This window comes from Modestobacter marinus (genome assembly GCF_019799945.1).
Classification (GTDB): domain Bacteria; phylum Actinomycetota; class Actinomycetes; order Mycobacteriales; family Geodermatophilaceae; genus Modestobacter; species Modestobacter marinus_B.
Genome location: NZ_JABGCH010000049.1, coordinates 1 through 17355, shown reverse-complemented (window position 1 = coordinate 17355; position 17355 = coordinate 1). Strand labels below are relative to the sequence as shown.

The window sequence follows — 17355 nt, the reverse complement described above, 5'->3', positions numbered from 1 at the left end:
GAGCCTGAACACCCTCCGTCCCGAACTACAGGCCTGTGACTCAGCCGGGCCGTTCGGACTTACTCGTCTAGCTCTCACGGTCACTGACAGCGCTCGGGACCTGGTTCCGCTCCGCTGAGATCTCGTGGCCGGCGGCATGGAGGCACCGCCCTGCCGGCGGCCATGACGGGCGCATCGTCCGGTTCGGTGTGAGCAGGTTGTGGTCAGCAGGCAGGAAGCGGCCCGACATGCCTGCCGGATGTGACGGGTGAGCGCCTCCTCGTGGTGAGGCGACGCGAGGGGAGCCACGCCCCGACGCTGCGGCTCACCTGTCGTGCCGGGAGCGTGGGCAGTGCGGGTCGGCCGGGGGAGTGACCTCACCTGTCGCAGTGGGGGGCGTCTCTGAGGTCATCTGCACGTCCACCGGGCTCGGCTACACCGGCGTAGCGGTTGGGTCCCTGACTCGGGCTGTGTCAGCTCGACGACGCGCCCAAGTGCGGGGGAGGACTACAGCAACCGGTACAGCAACGCGGTCCGAACGAGGCTGTACCCGGCGGGGCGACGGCGAACGCCGCAGCCGTATGACCAGCCAGAACGGTACAACCCCGGTTGCCGGCGAACCGTCAGCCCGTGACTGGGGGACAGGGTCACGAGCTACGGCCACCGACCGCAGTGAGTCCACGGCCGGACCCTCGCCAGCCAGGGTTCCGGCGGTCCTCAGGCGGCCTGCGGATGGTGCCACGATGGTGGCCAAAGCAGGGTATTCACGGTCGTTCGCGGGCATTCATCGGCAAGCGCACTGCGGCCTGACCTGTGTGAACGCATAGTGGCGAACGTCCAGGGACCCCTTCCAGCCGCCCTGGCAGTGTGGGGGTCAGGGGTTCGAGTCCCCTCAGCTCCACCCATCTGATCAGGCCGTCCTCCATCTGGAGGGCGGCCTGACTCGTCTCTGGTTGCAGTTGTGGTTGCAGTTGGACCAACTACACCGGGCAGCAGCAGGGCGCTCATCCGGTCGGCGGCCTCGCGGGCCAGCGCCGGCATGACGTGGCTGTAGATGTCCATCGTCGTGCGCATCTGGCTGTGGCCGAGCAGCTCCATGACCACCCGGGGGTGGACGTTCTCGCTCAGCAGCAGGGTGGCGGCGGTGTGCCGGCCGTCATGCAACCGCACGTGGCGGACGCCGGCGGACCTGAGCAGCCGGGTCCAGTCGTCGTGGTCGGTCTTCTTGTCGATCGGCCGGCCATCGGGCTGGGCGAAGGCCAGGTCCTCGTCGTGCCACTCGGAGCCGGCCAGCATCCGCTCGCCGAGGTGGGTCGCCTTGTGCTGGTGCAAGGCGGCCACCAGCGGGAGGGGCAGGGCGAGGGTGCGCTGGCTGCACGGGTCTTGGGCTCCTCGTAGATGAGGCCCCCGCCCCGGACCCGGTGGATGCTGCGCCGCACCGTGAGCGTGCCGGTGAGCAGGTCGATGTCGTTCCACTGCAGCCCCAGCGCCTCGGACTGCCGCAGCCCGAGGGCCAGGGCAACGGTCCAGCGGGCGGAGTTGCGCACGCGGGCGGCCGCGGTGAGCACCGCTCGGGCCTCGCCGAGGGTCAGGGCGGTGGCGAGGTCGCTCTGCCCCTGGGCGGGTGGATCGACGAGTGTGGCGATGTTGCGGGCGATGTGGCCGCGCTGCATCGCGACGGTGAGCGCGCGGGACAGGATCCGGTGGTGGCGCAGCACGGTGGCGGGGGAGCAGCCGTCGTCGAGCAGCGCGGTGTACAGCTGGTCGAGGTGCTCGGGGCGCAGCCGGTCCAGGCGTGCCGGCCGATGCCGGGGATCAGATGCTTCCGGACGGCGGACTCGTAGCTCTCCAGCGTCCGCTGCCGCACGCGGCGCGGGGCGATGGCCGTCAGCCAGTGCTCCAGCCACTCGCCGACGGTCGGGGTGGAGACGGCGCTGATCGTGCCGGAGTCGCGCTTGCGTTCCAGGTCGCGGACCTTCGCCACAACCACGGCGCGCGTCTTGCCGGTGACGTGCCGGCGGTCGGGCTTGCCGGTGCCGGTGAAGCCGACGGAGACGTAGCCGTGCCAGCGCCCGTCGGCGTCCTGGTAGATCGTCGAGTCGCCGTTCGCTGCTCGTCCCGCCATCGTCGGTCCCGTTGTCGTCGGTGCCGGGCGGTCTTCAGCAACTTTGCTGACGGGCGGCCAGTGCTCGGGGTGAACAGCGCTGGCTGGTCCACAGTTCGCGCGCGGGTCCGTGGACGGCGGCCCTGTGGGGGAGTGTCGAGCCGGCTGACGTAGCGCTCGAGTTCGGCGCGGGAGATCCGGCAGCTGCGGCCGATGTGCACCGGAGAAGCTGGCCCTCCTTGATCAGTGCGTAGACGGTGGTCCGCCCGACCCGGAGAACGTCGGCCGCCTCCTGGGTGGTCAGGAGCAGCCTGTCGCCGCTCACGTCCCCTGACCGCTGGTCGTCGGTCCGCACCTGGATCCTCCCGGTGAGCGATGGCGGTGACCGGCGGTGTGGACCCGGTCGTTCCTCACCGGGAGAAGGCGCCTTCATCGCCCGATTGGTGACAGCTGGACGCGAGATCCGGGCAATGGCGGGCCGGCCGGGACGGTGGTGAACCGTGCCCTCCGGTGCTGGGGACCGGGGTGACGTCCGGATCGTCGACGTCACCCCTGGCCAGCTGGTGCGTGACCCCCACGTCGTGGTCAGTGCGGGCGAGGAGCTGTCCGGCTGCGGATGTACGTCCGGCGGGTCATTGCGACGTCGACTGCGGCGAGGGCGGCGGCCAGCTCGTTAAGGTCGCGGTTGTAGATGCGGCCGGTGTCGAGCTGGGTGACGAGCTCGCCGAGCAGCCGGGGCCAGTCGGTGGCGGGTCGGAGGATGGGCACGGGGGTCTCCACGTGTCGCTCGACGACCTGCACCGCTGGGAGCCCGGACGCGGCCGCGCGGGTCTGCTCCCACGCGCGCTGCGGGCACGACGCCGAGCACCACTTCGGAAGTCGCCCCATCGCCTTGACGGTGATCGGCCCACCGCACCACCCGCACACCGATGCGGCGCGCCGCCGAGGCTGCCTCACGGACTCGGCCGCCCGCGTCGCATCTGCACTCCGGTCCTCGGACGGCGACATACTCGGCCGCCGTGGCTGCAGGCTGGTTGCTCGGCGCCGGGTCCCGGATCGCCCTGATGCATTCCGAAGTTTGGTCATGCCGGCCACGGTCTGGATCAACGTCCCAGCCGACGTCACCCCGATGCGTCACGACGGAACGGGAGGCCTGGATGCAGGAGGTGCGTCAGGTCGCGATGGTGTGGAGCGAATGCCCGGATCGGGTGAGCGGACGGGGTCGGTGGACATGGCGCAGGGACGCGTCGCGGTGGGGGTCGACGCGGTCAGCGCCGGGCGGGCAGCGGCTGCTCGGCTTTCCGGCTGAAGATGGCTCGCGACTACTGACGCCCCACCGGTCGCCTGCTGCGTCCGACGCCGCGTGGTCCATCCGGAAATCTGCCGATGTGGGCGAGACGCTCGCTGGAGGAGTATCGGCCCGGGGTGCCGCGAACCGGTGCCAGGCGGTGAGGAGGACGGCATGCGGGTGGAGGACCTCAGCGGGGACGACGCCACGGTGTACCGAGCCGTGGCCGAACTGGAGGACGACGTCGCTGCGCCGCACCTGCACGACATCGCCCGCCGCACCGGCTTGGAGCTGGAGCGAGCCCGATCTGCGGTCCACCGGCTGCTGCACACCGAGCCGAAGATCCTGCACGAGGTGCCCGACACCAGCCCGACCGACCTGGGGCCGGTCTACGAGCTGGCCCCACGCAGCTGAACCGGCGCGGCGGCCGCTGTCTGCTCCGTGCCTCACCTGGAGGGCGGCACCCCGCCGGAGGACTGTGGGAGCGCGGGGACGTAGAGACCCTCCCGCTCGGCGCGGATCGCCGCGAGCGTCCTCGTCGGTGCCCCGAGCTTCGCGCGGACGTGCTCCAGATGGGTGGCCACGGTCCGTGGGGCTACGACGAGGGTGCGAGCGATCTCCTGGTTGGAGCACCCGTCGACGAGGAGGCCCAGCACCTCCAGTTCCCGCGGGGTCAGCCCGTGCAGGTCGGTCGCCGGTGACAGCAGGGCCACCGCGGTCGGCCCCGGGGGCACGTCCTCGGGCGCCGCCAGGACGGAGACGCGCACGTGGCCGCCGGGGGCGTGGGAGCCGCCCACCGGCCAGAGGAACGACGAGTAGACGTTCCCGTCGCCGATCCGCTCCCACGCGGCGGCCAGGACGGGGGAGCGGGGGACCAGCAGCGCGTGCGCCTGCAGGCCGGGCAGCGCCTGGCAGCCGCCGTCCGCGCGGAGCACGACGCCGGCCGTGGCCCCCCGGACCAGGCGCGCGACGGCGAGCAGTGAACGCATCGGGTCGATGCCGTGCGCGAGCACCGGCGCGAGCCGCCCGAGCCGGCGGCGCGCGGCCGGCGACGGTGGCTGCCGGCTACCGGACAGCACTGCGAGATGGCCGACGTGCCGCCCTCCGGGCGCGAACAGGGCGACGCCCAGCCCTTCGTGGATCCCGGACGGGATCAGGCACTCGGCCCAGGTCAGGAGCTCCTCGGCCGGGTAGGGCAGGTCCGACGGGCCCAACGGTGGACGTGCCCGGTCGGTGCCGGTGACCTCGATGTCCCGCGCCACCTGCGGGCCGGAGAGGAACTCCACGGTCCGGACGTCCAGGTCGACGCTCACCAGGGAGTGGTAGCCGTGGCCCAGCGGATCGGCGAACGCCAAGAACGCACCGTCGAACGGAACGACCCGGCGGAGGCCCTCCAGCAGGGCCAGCGCGCGCTCGGACGTGGTGCCGACCGAGGCAGCGGTCTGCGCCAGCAGCAGTTCAGCTGCCCGGTGCAAGCGCATGTCTGTCCTCCGGGGAACTCGCCGTGAGCGGGGCCGAACCCAGCCACTACCGAGCTGCTGCTCGACCGGCCGGGGGAGGACACGACCAGGTAGTCCTACCGCGGGACGCGGTGTGACTACCGCGTGTGCCGTGACGTAGAACCACAGGTCTGTGAGTCCTGGCCTAACGCAGGCGTCGACTCCCCCGGCCGCTGACCGGCGGTAGCGTGCCCTGTGGACCTGCGCCAGCTCAGGTACTTCCTCACCGTGGCCGAGGAGCGGCGCTTCTCCGCGGCCGCGCGCCGGTTGCACATCGCCGCTCCGTCGCTCTCGCAGCAGATCCGTGCGCTGGAGCGGGACCTGCGCGTCACGCTCTTCGACCGCACTCCACGCGGAGCCGAGCTGACGCCTGCGGGGCGCCTCCTGGCAGAGCGGGCGCGTGTGATCCTGGCCGAGGTCGACCAGGCACGCCAGGACGTGCGATCCGCGGAGCCGGACCGTCGGGAGCAGCTGACCTTGCGGGTCTGCACCATGGCGGAGCGAGTCCTCGACGGCCCGCTGCGAACGCTGGGACTCGCCATCCCGGGCGTCGAGGTGTCCGTGACGTCCAGCCCGGGGGACGACGCCGTCGAGGCGGTCCGGCAGGCGCGGGCCGACGCAGCGGTCGTCTGGAGCCGGCCGCAGGAGCACCGTGACCTCGACGGTGTCGTCCTCGGCTCGGTGCTGTTCGGCATCGTCCTGCCGCAGGGGCACCCGCTCGCCGACCGGGCGGAGGTCCCGGTCGCCGGTCTCGACCACGAATCCGCGGTGATGTTCCCGTGGTCGCCCTTCGCCGGCATCTGGCAGCGCACCGTGGACCACCTGCTGCCGAGGGGAGCGCAGCCGGGGCAGGTCGTCGTCGAGCCGGACCTGATCAACAGCCCGGAGGCGATGCTGCGGGCGGTCGCAGCGGGGTCCGGCGTCGCCCCGGGCATCCTCGGGGTCGCCGACCAGATGGACGTGAGCGGGATCGTCGTCCTGCCGCTCGATCCTCCCTTGCTCCTCGACCTGGAGGTCGTCTGGCGCAGACCGGCCCGCCCCGCCGTCCGCAGCCTCGTCGACTTCCTCGTCGCGGCGGTCGACGCCCCAGAGGTCCTCGTCTCCGCTCCCCGTCGTCGCCCCGGGGCTGGGGGCGGTCAGGGCTTCAGGACCACCTTCTCGCAGCCGTCCGCCTTGTTCTTGAAGATGTGGTAGCCGTGCGGGGCCTCGGCCAGGGGCAGCCGGTGGGTGATCACCCGAGTCGGGTCGATCTCGCCTCGCTCGATCCGGTCCAGCAGCGGGCCCATGTACCGCTGCACGTGGCACTGGCCGGTGCGCAGGGTGAGTGACCGGTTCATCCAGGCGCCGGCCGGGAACTTGTCGATGAACCCGCCGTAGACGCCGATGACCGACACGATGCCGCCACTGCGGCAGGAGGTGATGGCCTGGCGCAGGGCGTGCGGCCGGTCGGTCTCCGACCGGACGGCCTGCTTGACCCGGTCGTAGAGGTCGACATGGGCGGCGCCGTGCGTGGCCTCCATGCCGACGGCGTCGATGCACTTGTCCGGGCCGCGGCCGCCGGTCAGCTCGAGCAGGGCGGAGCGGACGTCGGTGTCGGAGTAGTGGATGGTCTCGTAGCCCTGCGAGGCCGCCATCTCCAGCCGGTACGGGACGTCGTCGATCGCGATCACCTTCGCCGCACCCAGCACCCGTGCGCTGTCCATCGCGAACTGCCTGACCGGCCCGGCGCCCCACACGGCGACGACGTCGCCGTCGGCGATGTCACACATCTCGGCGCCCATGTAGCCGGTGGGCAGGATGTCGGAGAGGAAGAGCACCTGCTCGTCGGAGAGGTCGGACTCGATCTTCAGCGGGTTGACGTCGGCGAGCACCACGCGGGCGTACTCGGCCTGGCCACCGGCGAAGCCACCGGTGAGGTGTGAGTAGCCGTAGATGCCGGCGACCGGGTGGCCGAACATCTTCTCCGCCACACCGGCGTTGGGGTTGGTGTTCTCGCAGCAGGACCACAGCTCGTTCTGGCAGGCCGAGCACGCGCCACAGCCGATGGGGAAGGGGACGACGACGCGGTCACCGACCCGCAGCTTGTCCCGGTCGACCCCGGAGCCGACCTCGACAACCTCACCCATGAACTCGTGGCCCATGACGTCGCCCTTCTGCATCGTCGGCACGTAGCCGTCGAGCAGATGCAGGTCGGAGCCGCAGATCGCCGTCGAGGTGATCTTCACGATCGCGTCACGGCTGTTGAGGATGGCCGGGTCCGGGACGTCGGTGACCTCGACCTTGTTGGGACTGATTCAGCAGTTGGCCTTCACGCCATGACCTCCTTGGGCTCCTCGTCGGACAGCGGTCGGGCGGGGTGTTGCGGGAACTCCTGCCGGGCCTGCTTGCCCCGCGGTGCGCCGTCGCTGCGGATCACCTCGCCGACCTCGATCACCTGCTTGAACCGGCGCAGGTCGTCGTCGAGCTGCTGGGAGGGCTCCTCGCCGAAGTACTTCGCCGCGGCCTTGCCCAGCGCGCCGCCCGGCATCACGTAGCGGAGGGTCACGTACACCGCGGTGCCGCGCCGGCCCGGCGCGGGTTCGAAGCGCACCTCCCCGGAGTTGGGACGTCGGCACCGTCCAGCGAGCGCCAGGCGATGCGCTGCGCCGGGACGTCGTCGGTCGTCTCGGCGTCCCACTCGACTGACTGGCCGAACGGCGCGCTCGCCTTCCAGTGACTGCGGCGAGCGTCCGTCGCGCGCACCTCGTCGAGGTGCGCCATGAACGTGGGAAGCCGGTCGAGCTGCCGCCAGAAGGCGTACACCTCCTCCGGTGGTTTGGTGACGGTCGTGGCGGAGGTGAGTTCCATGGGTGTCGCGGGCCCCTTCCGGATCGTGCGAGTGACGGCTGCGTGGACGTCGACGGCGGTGATGACGAGACCCGCCATGGTGAGGACACTGCGGCTCATGCCACGCCCGTCGTGGTGGCGCAGGGCCCTGCCCATCAGTGACATGTCCATGGCATCGCCGCACACTCGGCCCACAGCCACGCGGGGTGCGGGCGGCCCAGCAGGCCGGCTGCGGCGACCAGTTCCCGAACGCCGACGAGTTCGGTGACCGCGCGGTGCCGGGGGGCGTCACCGACGCCGAGGCTCCGTGCGAAGTCCGCCGGTCTGGTCACCCGTGGAACGCCGAGCGCAGGGCCGGCCAGGCCGAGCAGGCGAGTCAGCGGGTCGTGTCCAGGAACGAGTCAGGAGCCGGCCGACGGACAGGTGCTGTGGAGGCAGCGGTCATCGCACCCCTCCGGGAAGACGTTGTCGAAGGCAGCACATCCCGGAGCGTGGGCTCGCGCCATCGGCAGAATGGCCGATCTCGGCAGGGCGCCGGTCAGGCCGTCGTCGTCATACGTGGTCGACGATGTTGCTGTCGTCTTCGGTCGGCGCCGGCCGCCGCGCAAGGTGAGGGCCCGCCTTGCTCCTGACCCGTTTCCGATGGCCTCCATCGGGGCGTCCGCTGCCCTGCCAGCCGGCCGTGTCGCCGCGCGGTCCCGGGACGACCTCTTCGCGGGGCGGCCTTCGGAGCCGGTATCGGCATGTCTGCCGATATCCAGGCGCCCGTCCCGGGCGTGCGATCAGGGCCCCGACCCGAGCCCGGAGCCGTGGGAATCCGCCCTGAGGAGACAGCGATGAAGGCAGTGGTCTACGAGGCGCCGCGGCAGGTCAGCGTCAAGGACGTACCGGACGCACGGATCGAGCGGCCGACCGACGTCTTGGTGCGGATCACTTCCGCGAACATCTGCGGTTCGGACCTGCACATGTACGAGGGCCGGACCGACTTCGAGCCCGGGCGCTGGTTCGGGCACGAGAACCTGGGCCAGGTCATCGAGGTCGGCGACGGGGTCGACAAGGTCCGGGTGGGCGACTGGGTGGTCCTGCCGTTCAACATCGCCTGCGGGCACTGCAAGAACTGCGAGCGCCAGCTCACGAACTACTGCCTGACCGCGCAGCCGAAGCAGGACTGGGCGGGCGCGGCGTACGGCTTCGCCGACATGGGCCCGTACGCCGGGGGACAGGCCGAGCTGCTGCGCGTGCCCTGGGGCGACTTCAACTGCCTGCGGCTGGGGGAGGACGCCGAGGAGCGGCAGACCGACTACGTGATGCTCGCCGACATCTTCCCGACCGGCTACCACGCCACGGAGATGGCCGGCGTCAAGCCCGGCGACCAGACCGTCATCTACGGTGCCGGCCCGGTCGGCCTGATGGCGGCGCTCTCGGCGACCATCCGCGGGGCGAGCAAGGTGATGGTCGTCGACCGGCAGCCCGACCGGCTGAAGCTGGCCGAGTCGATCGGGGCGATCGCCATCGACGACTCGAAGGTCGACCCCGTGCAGGCCGTCCTCGACCAGACGATGGGGCTGGGCGCGGACAACGGCTGCGAGTGCGTCGGCTACCAGGCGCACGAGCCCGACGGCCAGGAGCAGGCCAACCTCACGATGAACCGGCTGGTCGCCTCCGTGCGCTTCACCGGGACGATCGGTGTCGTGGGGGTGTTCATCCCCCAGGACCCCGGGGCCAGCGACGAGCTGGCCAAGCAGGGCAAGCTCGCCTTCGACTTCGGCATGTTCTGGTTCAAGGGCCAGAAGCTGGGCAGCGGGCAGGCGCCGGTCAAGAAGTACAACCGGCAGCTGCGCGACCTGATCGCCGGGGGCAAGGCCGAGCCGTCGTTCATCGTCAGCCACGAACTGCCGCTGGACCGCGCGCCGGAGGCCTACGAGCACTTCGACAAGCGGGACGACGGCTGGACCAAGGTCGTGCTGCATCCCGACGGCGCGGGCAAGGCCTGAGATGGCCGGAGAGCTGAATGGTCGGCGCGTCGCGATCCTGGCCACCGACGGCGTGGAGCGGGTGGAGCTGGAGCAGCCACGCCAGGCCCTGGAGGACGCCGGTGCCCGCACCGACGTCGTCTCGATCAAGAGCGGCGAGATCCTGGCGCGCAACCAGGACCTCGAGGATGCCGGGACCTTCGGCGTCGACCGTCTCGTCGGGGCCGCCTCCATCGACGACTACGACGCGCTGCTGCTGCCCGGGGGGACGGTGAACCCGGACAAGCTGCGGATGGAGCCGGCCGCCGTGGCCTTCGTCCGCGACTTCGTCCAGTCCGGCAAGCCGGTCGCCTCGATCTGCCACGGCCCGTGGAACTTCGTCGAGGCAGACGTCGCCCGCGGCCGCCGGCTGACCTCGTGGCCGAGCGTCCGCACCGACCTGCGCAACGCCGGGGCGGAGGTGGTCGACGAGGAGGTCGTCACCGACGGCAACATCACGACGAGCCGGTCGCCGGACGACCTGCCGGCCTTCTGCGCGCGCATCGTGCAGGAGTTCGCCCGCGCCTCGCAGTCCGCCGCTGTGGGCGGAGGCTCGTGACGAGCGCGCTGGGGAGCGTGGCGTCGCTGGCCGCCCGGGCGGGCGGCACCGTCGTCCGCCAGGTCCGCTCGGTCCTCGAGCACGGCAACGGCCCAGGTGCGGCGAGCGCTCCGGCGTCCGGGTGGTTGGTGGTCAGCATCTACCGCGAGCCGACGGAGATCGACGCCACCTCGCTGCCGGCGCCGCTGGCCGCGTACGGCGACCGCATCGAGACGCGGATCCGCCCGGCGCCGGGCGGCAAGGGCAGCGAGCTGGCCGCCCGGCTGATCCAGCGCGACTCGGGAAGCGCCCCAGGTCCGGCGCGGCTGACGGGCAGCGATCCGCAGGGCGACCTGCGGTCCGCGTTGCGCAAGGCCAAGCAACTGATCGAGGTGGGCGAGGTGCTGGCGGTCGACCCCACCCCGCACGGCAAGCGGAACGCCACGCCGGCCGGCGCTGCGCTGGAGGCGGCCACGAAGCGGGCGCCCAAGGGGGGAGTGCTGTGAAGGCGGTGACCTGGCGGGGCGTCAACGAGGTCGGGGTGGAGGACGTCCCGGAGCCGACGATCCTCAACGACCACGACATCATCCTCGAGGTCGGCCTGTCGGTGACGTGCGGCTCGGACCTGCACCTGCTGGGCGGCTACATCCCCGCGATGCGCGCTGGTGACGTGCTCGGCCACGAGTTCATGGGCACGGTCGCCGAGGTCGGCAAGAACGTCACGAAGCACCGGGTCGGAGACCGGGTGGTGGTGGTCTCCTTCACCAGTTGCGGGCAGTGCTGGTACTGCAAGCAGGAGTTGTGGTCCTTGTGCGACAACGGCAACCCCAACCCGGGGATCACCGAGGCGCTGTGGGGTCAGGCGATCGGCGGCTGCTACGGGTACTCCCACGCGCTCGGCGGCTACGCGGGCAGTCACGCCCCCTACATGCGGGTGCCCTACGCCGACCAGGGTGCCTTCGCGATCCCGGACGGCGTCTCCGACGAGCGTGCCCTGTTCGCCTCCGACGCCGCACCCACCGGCTGGACCGGGGCGCACCAGGCCGAGGTGAAGGCCGGTGACGTGGTCGCGGTGTGGGGCGCCGGCGGCGTTGGGCAGATGGCCGCGCGCAAGGCGATGCTCATGGGCGCCGAGCGGGTCGTCGTCATCGACCGGTTCGACAACCGGCTGCAGCAGGTGCGGCAGCACATCGGTGCGGAGACCCTCGACTACGAGGAGGTCGACGTCCCCGCCGAGCTGCGGGAGATGTCCGGGGGGCGCGGACCGGACGTGTGCATCGAGGCGGTGGGCATGGAGGCGCACAGCAACGGCCCGCAGTACCTCTACGACCAGGTCAAACAGCAGTTGCGGCTGCAGTCGGACCGGCCGACCGCCCTCCGGGAGGCCATCTACGCCTGCCGCAAGGGCGGCACGGTGTTCGCCCTCGGCGTGTTCGGCGGCCTGGTGGACAAGTTCCCGATGGGGGCGGTGATGAACAAGGCGCTGACGCTGCGCGGCGCCCAGCAGCACGGGCACCGCTACATCCCGGAGATCCTCGACCTGATGAGCCGGGACGAGGTGAAGACCGAGCACCTCGCGACCCACGTGATGTCGCTCGACGACGGGCCGAAGGGCTACCGGATGTTCAAGGACAAGGAGGACGGGTGCGTGCGCGCCGTTTTCCGTCCGGGTACGTGAGGCGCCGACCGCCAGACGCCCCGACACCGCCCCGGCGCCAGGGTGGGCGGTGGAGCAGCGCGGGCCCCGCACCTGTCCGGTGCGGGGCCCGCGGGTGACCGTCGCCCGTGACAGGACGTCGGTCGCCGCGACCCCGCGGCCGACGATCCTGTCGTGGCGCCGGCTGCTGATCTGTCTCGGTGGCGGTCTGCTCGCGGCCGGGCTGACCTGGGTCGCCGGTGTCCCCGAGATCGCGGTGCTGGCCGGGTGGGCCGTCGCTGCCGGTGGCCTGCTGCTGTGGGTGTGGCGGATCAGCTGGCCGCGCGACTCGCACGGGACCAAACGGCTGGCCGAGGAGGAGGGGCAGACCCGGGTCACGGACACGGTCGTGCTGTGCGCGGCGGTGGCCAGCCTCGCCGCCGTCGTGGAGGGGCTCGTCCGGTCCGGCTCGAGGGACGCCGTCGGCGTCGCCACCGTGGTACTCGGCGTCCTCGTGGTGATCCTCTCCTGGGCGCTGGTCAACACGGTCTTCGCTCTCAAGTACGCGCGCCGGTACTACTCCGGCGGGGACGGCGGCATCGACTTCGGCCAGCGGGAACCGCCTGCCTACAGCGATTTCGCCTACGTCGCGTTCACCGTGGGGATGAGCTTCGCGGTACCGGACACCCAGGTCGCGGACACGTCGATCCGCAAGGTCGCCCTCGGGCATGCTCTGTTGTCGTACCTGTTCGGGACGGTCGTCATCGCAGTGGCCGTCAACCTCGTCACCAACCTGGGGCAGCAGGGGTGACGGGTCGAGCCCGCTACCCCGCGTTGCGCGCGCCGGGCCGCACGCCGTTGCTCGGAATGCCCCAGTCCAGGCGCACCGCGGTGGTGACGTCCACCCCGGACCCGATTCCCTCGGCATCGGGCGTGAGCGCGGCGGCGATGTCCTCCTCGTCCTCGTAGGTCCGGTGGACGGCGGCGGTCAGCAACCGCAGCTGGCGGTCGAGGGGGGCCTGCCGGTCGGGTGCGGCGACGTCCTTGAGGTCCTCCAGCGCCGCGCACAGCCGGCGGGTCACCTGCGGCGAGGCCGCACCGGCCAGCCGGATCTCGTCGAAGGCGAGCCGCACGTAGCCGTCCCAGGACAGCGTGCGCTCGACCAGCCGGACCACCCCGTCCTCGTCCCGGTGCTCGCCTGGGGGGAGCGGGCGCACGGCGAGCTGGCGCAACAGGTCGTGCAGCCGGTGCAGCGCCTGCAGTGTCGTCGTCGGGTCGTCGAACGGCTGAGCGATCGACCGCTCCGCGACGTCGACCAGTTTCCGCAGTCCGTAGGAGGCGTCCTCCGTGTGCACGCGCTCAGGGCCCACGAGGACCAGCTTCGCGATCTCCTCGGCCCGCAGCCGCACGGCCGGCCCTGCGACGTCCCCCGCCCGCCGGGGGCCGGGGTGCACACGGAACAGCGGTGCCCCACCCGACACGAAGTCGCCGACGACGGGCACCAGTTCGAGGACGCAGTCGGCGCGGCGCGCGGCGGCGACCAGCCCGGGGCGATCGACCCGGACGACGCTGCCCGGCTCCTGCGCGGGGAGCACATCGGGGTCGGCATCGGGGCCGGTCGCCGGTGGGGGCGCTGCCGGGAAGGACGACGCGATCAGGTCCCGGGTGCGATCGCCGACCAGGTCGATCAGGCCCGTCGCCCGCATGGTCTGCCCGGAGTGGTGGACGAACAGGATCAGCGTCACGAGGCTGGCGACCATCAGCAGGTGGGTCAGCAGCACCGACACGCCGGGAACGGTGCCGGTGTCCGAACCGCGGATCTCCCGGAGGGTGAGCACGGCGACGACGAACGTCGCCCCGAACAGGCCGATCGCCAGCTGGCTGAACCGGTCGGACAGGAGTGCGGCCACGATCCGCGGGGAGAACTGACCCATCGCCAGCTGGACCACCACCAGCGTCACGGTGAGCACGAGGCTGGTCAGCGAGAGCATCCCGGTGGCAAACACCGACAGGGTCGTCTGCGCGTCGCTGGGCGTTCCGGTCACGCTCTGCGGGACCAGGGTGTAGCCCGACCGGCGGTCGAGCCAGAGCGCGGCGAGGGCGATCAGCACGCCGGCCAGGACGCACAGCAGGGGGACCAGCCACAGGCTGGTCCGTACGGCGTGCATGAAGCGGTTGGGACGCATCGGGCCCTCCGGGCTCGGACCGGCGAACCGGCCGGTGTGATCGGGAGGGCGTGTTCTCCGCCGTGGCCGGTCGCCAACGAGGGACCGGCCCGTCCATCTCACCCCGCGCCCGGGGCCGTGTCGAACCGACGGCGGACGACGCTCGCTGACGTCTGACAGACACTGACCGGCTCATGAGTCGTACTACCGACCGGTGCCCGTGGTTGCAGTTGTGGTTGCAGTTGGACTCATCACACGTTCGTTCGGGCTCGTCCGCGAAGATCCGCTGAACCGCCAAGGCGCAGCTCAGAGCCATCATCCGCACGGCGGTGCACATCTGCGAACGTGATCATGACGGCCTGGCAGTGGGGGTCAGGGTTCGAGTCCCCTCAGCTCCACCCCGACGACGAAGGCCGTCCTCCCACCAGGGAGGACGGCCTTCGTCGTTCTCGGTGCCAACCTGGTGGCCACGGGAGCAGTTGTGGTGCCGGGTCAGTCCCCACAGGGCCTTGCCCATGCGCTCGGCGGCGTCGCGGCCGAGGGCCGGCATGGCGTGGCTGTAGGTGACGTAGGTGTCCGCATCGGTGCGTGGCCGAGCACCTACATGACGACCCCGGGGGGTGCACGCCTTCGGACAGCAGGAGGGTGGCCGCGGTGTGTCGGCCGTCGTGCAGCCGCACGTGCCGGACGCCGGCGGATCTGAGCAGCCGGGTCCAGTCGTCGTGGTCGGTCGATGGGGCTCGCCGCCGAGGCTGCGTGGCGGACTCGACCGACTGCGCCGGATCTGCTCTCCGGTCCTCGCGCGACGACATACTCGCCCGCCTTGGCTGCAGGCTGGTTGCTCGGCGCCGGGTCCCGGATCACCCTGATGCATTCCGAGGTCTGCTCATGCCGGCCACCGTCCGCATCAACGTCCCAGCCGACGTCACCCCCATCCGTCACGACGGAACGCGGATCCTGGATGCAGCAGGTGTGTCGGCCTTGACCTTGTGCATCTCCAGTGCCGGGGCAGGCTCGGTCACTGGCCGCATAGCCGGTCGCCGGTCGCTTGAGCGGGAGTCCCCCCGAGATCCCGTTGTGCGAGACAGGGTGTTAATCGAGGCGGAGAGCGCGCCTAGGACGATCACGCCCGCCGTAGGGCGACGAAGTTGTGCCCCCGCCAGCGAGGGCGACGAAGTGGTTACCGACTCAGGCTGTCCGTCGGGGCGAGTGCTCGGTCAACACCGCGGGGGGAGGGGGCAAGATCCGACCATCGCAGCGGAAGAGTCCGATACCTATTGAGTTCGTCCCACTGGCACGGCAGCCGCTCGTTTCGTCGACGCCTGGCCGCGGCCCGCCTCACGACCGCGGCTGACGTTTCACGATGCCCGCCCAGCTCAGAGGGTATCGAGCCGTTCATCCAATTCCGCATAACGAGTAACCGAGGGCTCGTCGATTATGTCGCCTCGCGCAACGACCATTCGCGGATTCGTGAAGGCCCGGAACCCGTCGATCGGATTCACGTTGAGCACGACCAGGTCGGCATCCTTTCCAGTCTCGACCGAACCGGTGATGTCGTCCAGGCCGAGAATCCTCGCGTTAGTTTGAGTCGCGGAGTTCAGTGCTTGGGCTGGAGTTAACCCGCCGTAACGGACGAGGAGGTCCATTTCCCGCCACGAGTCGTAGTGTGTCACATAAGTCAGTGCCGAGTCGGTGCCCATGCCGATCGTGATCCCGTGCCGCCGAGCGTCCTCGATCCCTCGCATCATCTCTTCGAAGACCATTGCCGCGTTGGCTCTAGCGACGTCACTGGCGCCCGTGATCGATTGGTCGAACTTCAGGAGCGGCAGACATACCAGGATTGTCGGAATGAGTGCCGAGGAACCGCTCAGCGAACGCGGATTGTCAAGGAATAAGTCGATCACCTCTGCATTCATCGCCGCACCATGTTCGATGGTGTCAACTCCCGCACGGAGCGATGCACGAATGCCGGCCGTGCTCTGCGCGTGAGCGGCTACGCGGATACCGGCGTTGTGGGCCTCTTCACAGATCGCCGCCATCTCCTCCTCGGTCATCTCCGGGCGCCCGGCGTAACCGATCGCGCGAGCGTCCGTGACACCCGCGGTAGCCGAAATCTTGATCGCCTTGACTCCTCGTTGCACGTTGGTACGGGCATTTCGGCGAGCTTCCCAGGGAGAATCGCTGGTGAGTGCGATCTGCGGCGCTCCATGCCCTCCGGTGATCGCGAGCAGCGGTCCTGAGGCGAGCACCCGCGGGCCGCGGTATTCGCCTCGCTCGATTTCGTCTGCAACCTCGACAACCTCGTAGGCTACGTCGCCGACGCTGCGAAGCGTAGTGACTCCTGAATGCAACTGGGTCAGCACATTGGCCTTTGTGCGCTTCTTGAACAGTCGCCGTCCGACAGGACCGCGTCCGAGCTTCGCGACAATCCCCGCCGTGGACTCTCTCAGGAGGATTTTCGGGACCGGCAGGCCGTTGGAGAACAGGTGAGTGTGTGCGTTGATCAAACCAGGAACGACGAAGCGCCCAGTCAAGTCCAGAACTTTATAGCCGACTGGCGCAACGGTATCCGCCGACGGCCCGACTTGTTCGATCTTCCCGTTCGCTCCCACGACAACGGTTCTACCGGGCAGCACGGTACCGTCTGGATCACCTGTCACAATCGTGACGTCGGACAAGGCAAACGGTTCCGGCACGATCGGGCTCCTTGCCTCGGCGGTGTGCAATAGACAGTACCGGAGGGGCGGCCGCCAGCCCTACACCGACCTCGGCGCGGACTGGCTGGCCGGCCGCAACGATGAGGCGCACGCCCGCCGCCTGGTCGCCCAACTCGAAAGCCTCGGCCACACCGTGGTCCTCGACCCGGTCACCTGAGCAACTGCAGGCGCACTGGAGGACGGGCTTCGCCCGCGACTCCCGGGAACGACCATTGGCGGTGCAGGCCCTCACCTACATGCGCGACCACGGACGCGCACTCATCTCAGACCAGCTCAGCTTCGAAGCCATCTGCCATGTAGGCTCGGAACAAGTCCGTGGAACTGGCGGACCTTGCCGAGCAGCTCAAGGTAGGGAAGCGCTCCGCTACGGGCAGCGATTCAAGGCGAGCGTGCTCGCGAAACGGGCCTCAACCTCCTAGTGCTCCGTCGCGGTGGTCCTTGAGGTCATGCCGGAGCGGGTGGACCATTTCTCATGGCCGCGCATGTGCGGACGGTGAACGTTCCGGAGGCCGATCGGCGAGAGCTGGAGCGGCGGGTCCGGGACAGGGGCGCGCCGGCCCGGGAGGTGGAGCGGGCCCGGATCGTGCTGCT

At 70.5% G+C, this 17355-nt stretch carries 19 protein-coding genes; 8 read left to right on the top strand and 11 right to left on the bottom strand.

From position 1 onward, the window contains the following. Window positions 1–696: 696 nt before the first annotated feature. The 4 genes from HK417_RS23280 to HK417_RS25925 form a co-directional block, all read right to left on the bottom strand. Window positions 697–1320: a tyrosine-type recombinase/integrase gene (locus tag HK417_RS23280; RefSeq protein WP_222272664.1), complete on the bottom strand. Its 624-nt coding sequence runs from the start codon at window positions 1318–1320 to the stop codon at window positions 697–699. A gap of 247 nt (window positions 1321–1567) precedes the next feature. Then, a complete protein-coding gene (locus HK417_RS23275; protein ID WP_222272661.1) occupies window positions 1568–2104 on the bottom strand; it encodes a hypothetical protein in 537 nt (178 codons plus the stop codon). Window positions 2105–2138: 34 nt separating this feature from the next. Continuing rightward, window positions 2139–2516, bottom strand: a complete 378-nt coding sequence (locus HK417_RS27055; RefSeq protein ID WP_368858543.1) for a helix-turn-helix domain-containing protein — start codon at window positions 2514–2516, stop codon at window positions 2139–2141. Window positions 2517–2668: 152 nt separating this feature from the next. Then, window positions 2669–2971 (bottom strand): hypothetical protein, encoded by a 303-nt coding sequence (locus HK417_RS25925; RefSeq protein WP_261327643.1) that lies wholly within the window; start codon window positions 2969–2971, stop codon window positions 2669–2671. 574 nt (window positions 2972–3545) lie between these two features. Here HK417_RS25925 and HK417_RS23260 point away from each other — a divergent pair. Next, window positions 3546–3785: a hypothetical protein gene (locus HK417_RS23260; protein ID WP_222272653.1), complete on the top strand. Its 240-nt coding sequence runs from the start codon at window positions 3546–3548 to the stop codon at window positions 3783–3785. A gap of 32 nt (window positions 3786–3817) precedes the next feature. On the opposite strand, the gene HK417_RS23255 is transcribed toward HK417_RS23260, so the two are convergent. Beyond that, window positions 3818–4852 (bottom strand): helix-turn-helix transcriptional regulator, encoded by a 1035-nt coding sequence (locus HK417_RS23255; protein ID WP_222272650.1) that lies wholly within the window; start codon window positions 4850–4852, stop codon window positions 3818–3820. A gap of 213 nt (window positions 4853–5065) precedes the next feature. Here HK417_RS23255 and HK417_RS23250 point away from each other — a divergent pair, with 213 nt between their 5' ends. Next, window positions 5066–6064 carry a LysR family transcriptional regulator gene (locus tag HK417_RS23250; protein WP_222272648.1) on the top strand — a complete coding sequence of 333 codons (999 nt, stop codon included), beginning with the start codon at window positions 5066–5068 and terminating at the stop codon, window positions 6062–6064. Here the strand turns inward: HK417_RS23250 and HK417_RS26655 are convergent. From HK417_RS26655 to HK417_RS23230, 4 genes are all read right to left on the bottom strand, one after another. After that, window positions 6007–7095 (bottom strand): zinc-dependent alcohol dehydrogenase, encoded by a 1089-nt coding sequence (locus HK417_RS26655; RefSeq protein ID WP_308123805.1) that lies wholly within the window; start codon window positions 7093–7095, stop codon window positions 6007–6009. The genes HK417_RS23250 and HK417_RS26655 overlap by 58 nt on opposite strands. Before the next feature lie 83 nt (window positions 7096–7178). Next, window positions 7179–7415 (bottom strand): hypothetical protein, encoded by a 237-nt coding sequence (locus tag HK417_RS23240; RefSeq protein ID WP_222272645.1) that lies wholly within the window; start codon window positions 7413–7415, stop codon window positions 7179–7181. Then, window positions 7412–7816 (bottom strand): SRPBCC family protein, encoded by a 405-nt coding sequence (locus HK417_RS23235; RefSeq protein WP_222272642.1) that lies wholly within the window; start codon window positions 7814–7816, stop codon window positions 7412–7414. Before HK417_RS23235 ends, HK417_RS23240 begins: the two co-directional genes overlap by 4 nt. Window positions 7817–7851: 35 nt before the next feature. Continuing rightward, window positions 7852–8028 (bottom strand): hypothetical protein, encoded by a 177-nt coding sequence (locus HK417_RS23230; protein WP_222272637.1) that lies wholly within the window; start codon window positions 8026–8028, stop codon window positions 7852–7854. A gap of 504 nt (window positions 8029–8532) precedes the next feature. Between HK417_RS23230 and HK417_RS23225 the strand changes: the two genes are divergently transcribed. The 5 genes from HK417_RS23225 to HK417_RS23205 all read left to right on the top strand — a co-directional run bounded on the left by HK417_RS23225 (window position 8533) and on the right by HK417_RS23205 (window position 12693). Further along, on the top strand, window positions 8533–9690 hold the full coding sequence (locus HK417_RS23225; protein WP_222272635.1) for a glutathione-independent formaldehyde dehydrogenase: 1158 nt from the start codon (window positions 8533–8535) through the stop codon (window positions 9688–9690). 1 nt (window position 9691) lies between these two features. Then, window positions 9692–10267, top strand: a complete 576-nt coding sequence (locus tag HK417_RS23220; RefSeq protein ID WP_222272631.1) for a type 1 glutamine amidotransferase domain-containing protein — start codon at window positions 9692–9694, stop codon at window positions 10265–10267. Next, a complete protein-coding gene (locus tag HK417_RS23215) occupies window positions 10264–10752 on the top strand; it encodes a hypothetical protein (protein ID WP_222272628.1) in 489 nt (162 codons plus the stop codon). The genes HK417_RS23220 and HK417_RS23215 overlap by 4 nt, the downstream gene beginning before the upstream one ends. After that, a complete protein-coding gene (locus tag HK417_RS26650) occupies window positions 10749–11924 on the top strand; it encodes a zinc-dependent alcohol dehydrogenase (protein ID WP_222272625.1) in 1176 nt (391 codons plus the stop codon). Before HK417_RS23215 ends, HK417_RS26650 begins: the two co-directional genes overlap by 4 nt. A 94-nt stretch (window positions 11925–12018) precedes the next feature. Next, complete coding sequence (locus HK417_RS23205) at window positions 12019–12693, top strand: DUF1345 domain-containing protein (RefSeq protein WP_308123802.1); 675 nt, start codon at window positions 12019–12021, stop codon at window positions 12691–12693. 13 nt (window positions 12694–12706) lie between these two features. Here the strand turns inward: HK417_RS23205 and HK417_RS23200 are convergent, their stop codons facing one another. Beyond that, window positions 12707–14068: a DUF2254 domain-containing protein gene (locus HK417_RS23200; protein WP_222272622.1), complete on the bottom strand. Its 1362-nt coding sequence runs from the start codon at window positions 14066–14068 to the stop codon at window positions 12707–12709. Window positions 14069–15423: 1355 nt separating this feature from the next. Continuing rightward, the gene (locus HK417_RS23195) at window positions 15424–16659 is read right to left on the bottom strand and encodes a metal-dependent hydrolase family protein (protein WP_222272620.1); all 1236 of its coding nucleotides are present in this window, start codon (window positions 16657–16659) and stop codon (window positions 15424–15426) included. Window positions 16660–16711: 52 nt separating this feature from the next. On the opposite strand from HK417_RS23195, the gene HK417_RS23190 reads away from it, so the two are divergent. Further along, entirely contained in the window at window positions 16712–16921 is a 210-nt protein-coding gene (locus HK417_RS23190) for a hypothetical protein (RefSeq protein ID WP_222272610.1), read from the top strand. The last annotated feature ends 434 nt before the right edge of the window (window positions 16922–17355 follow it).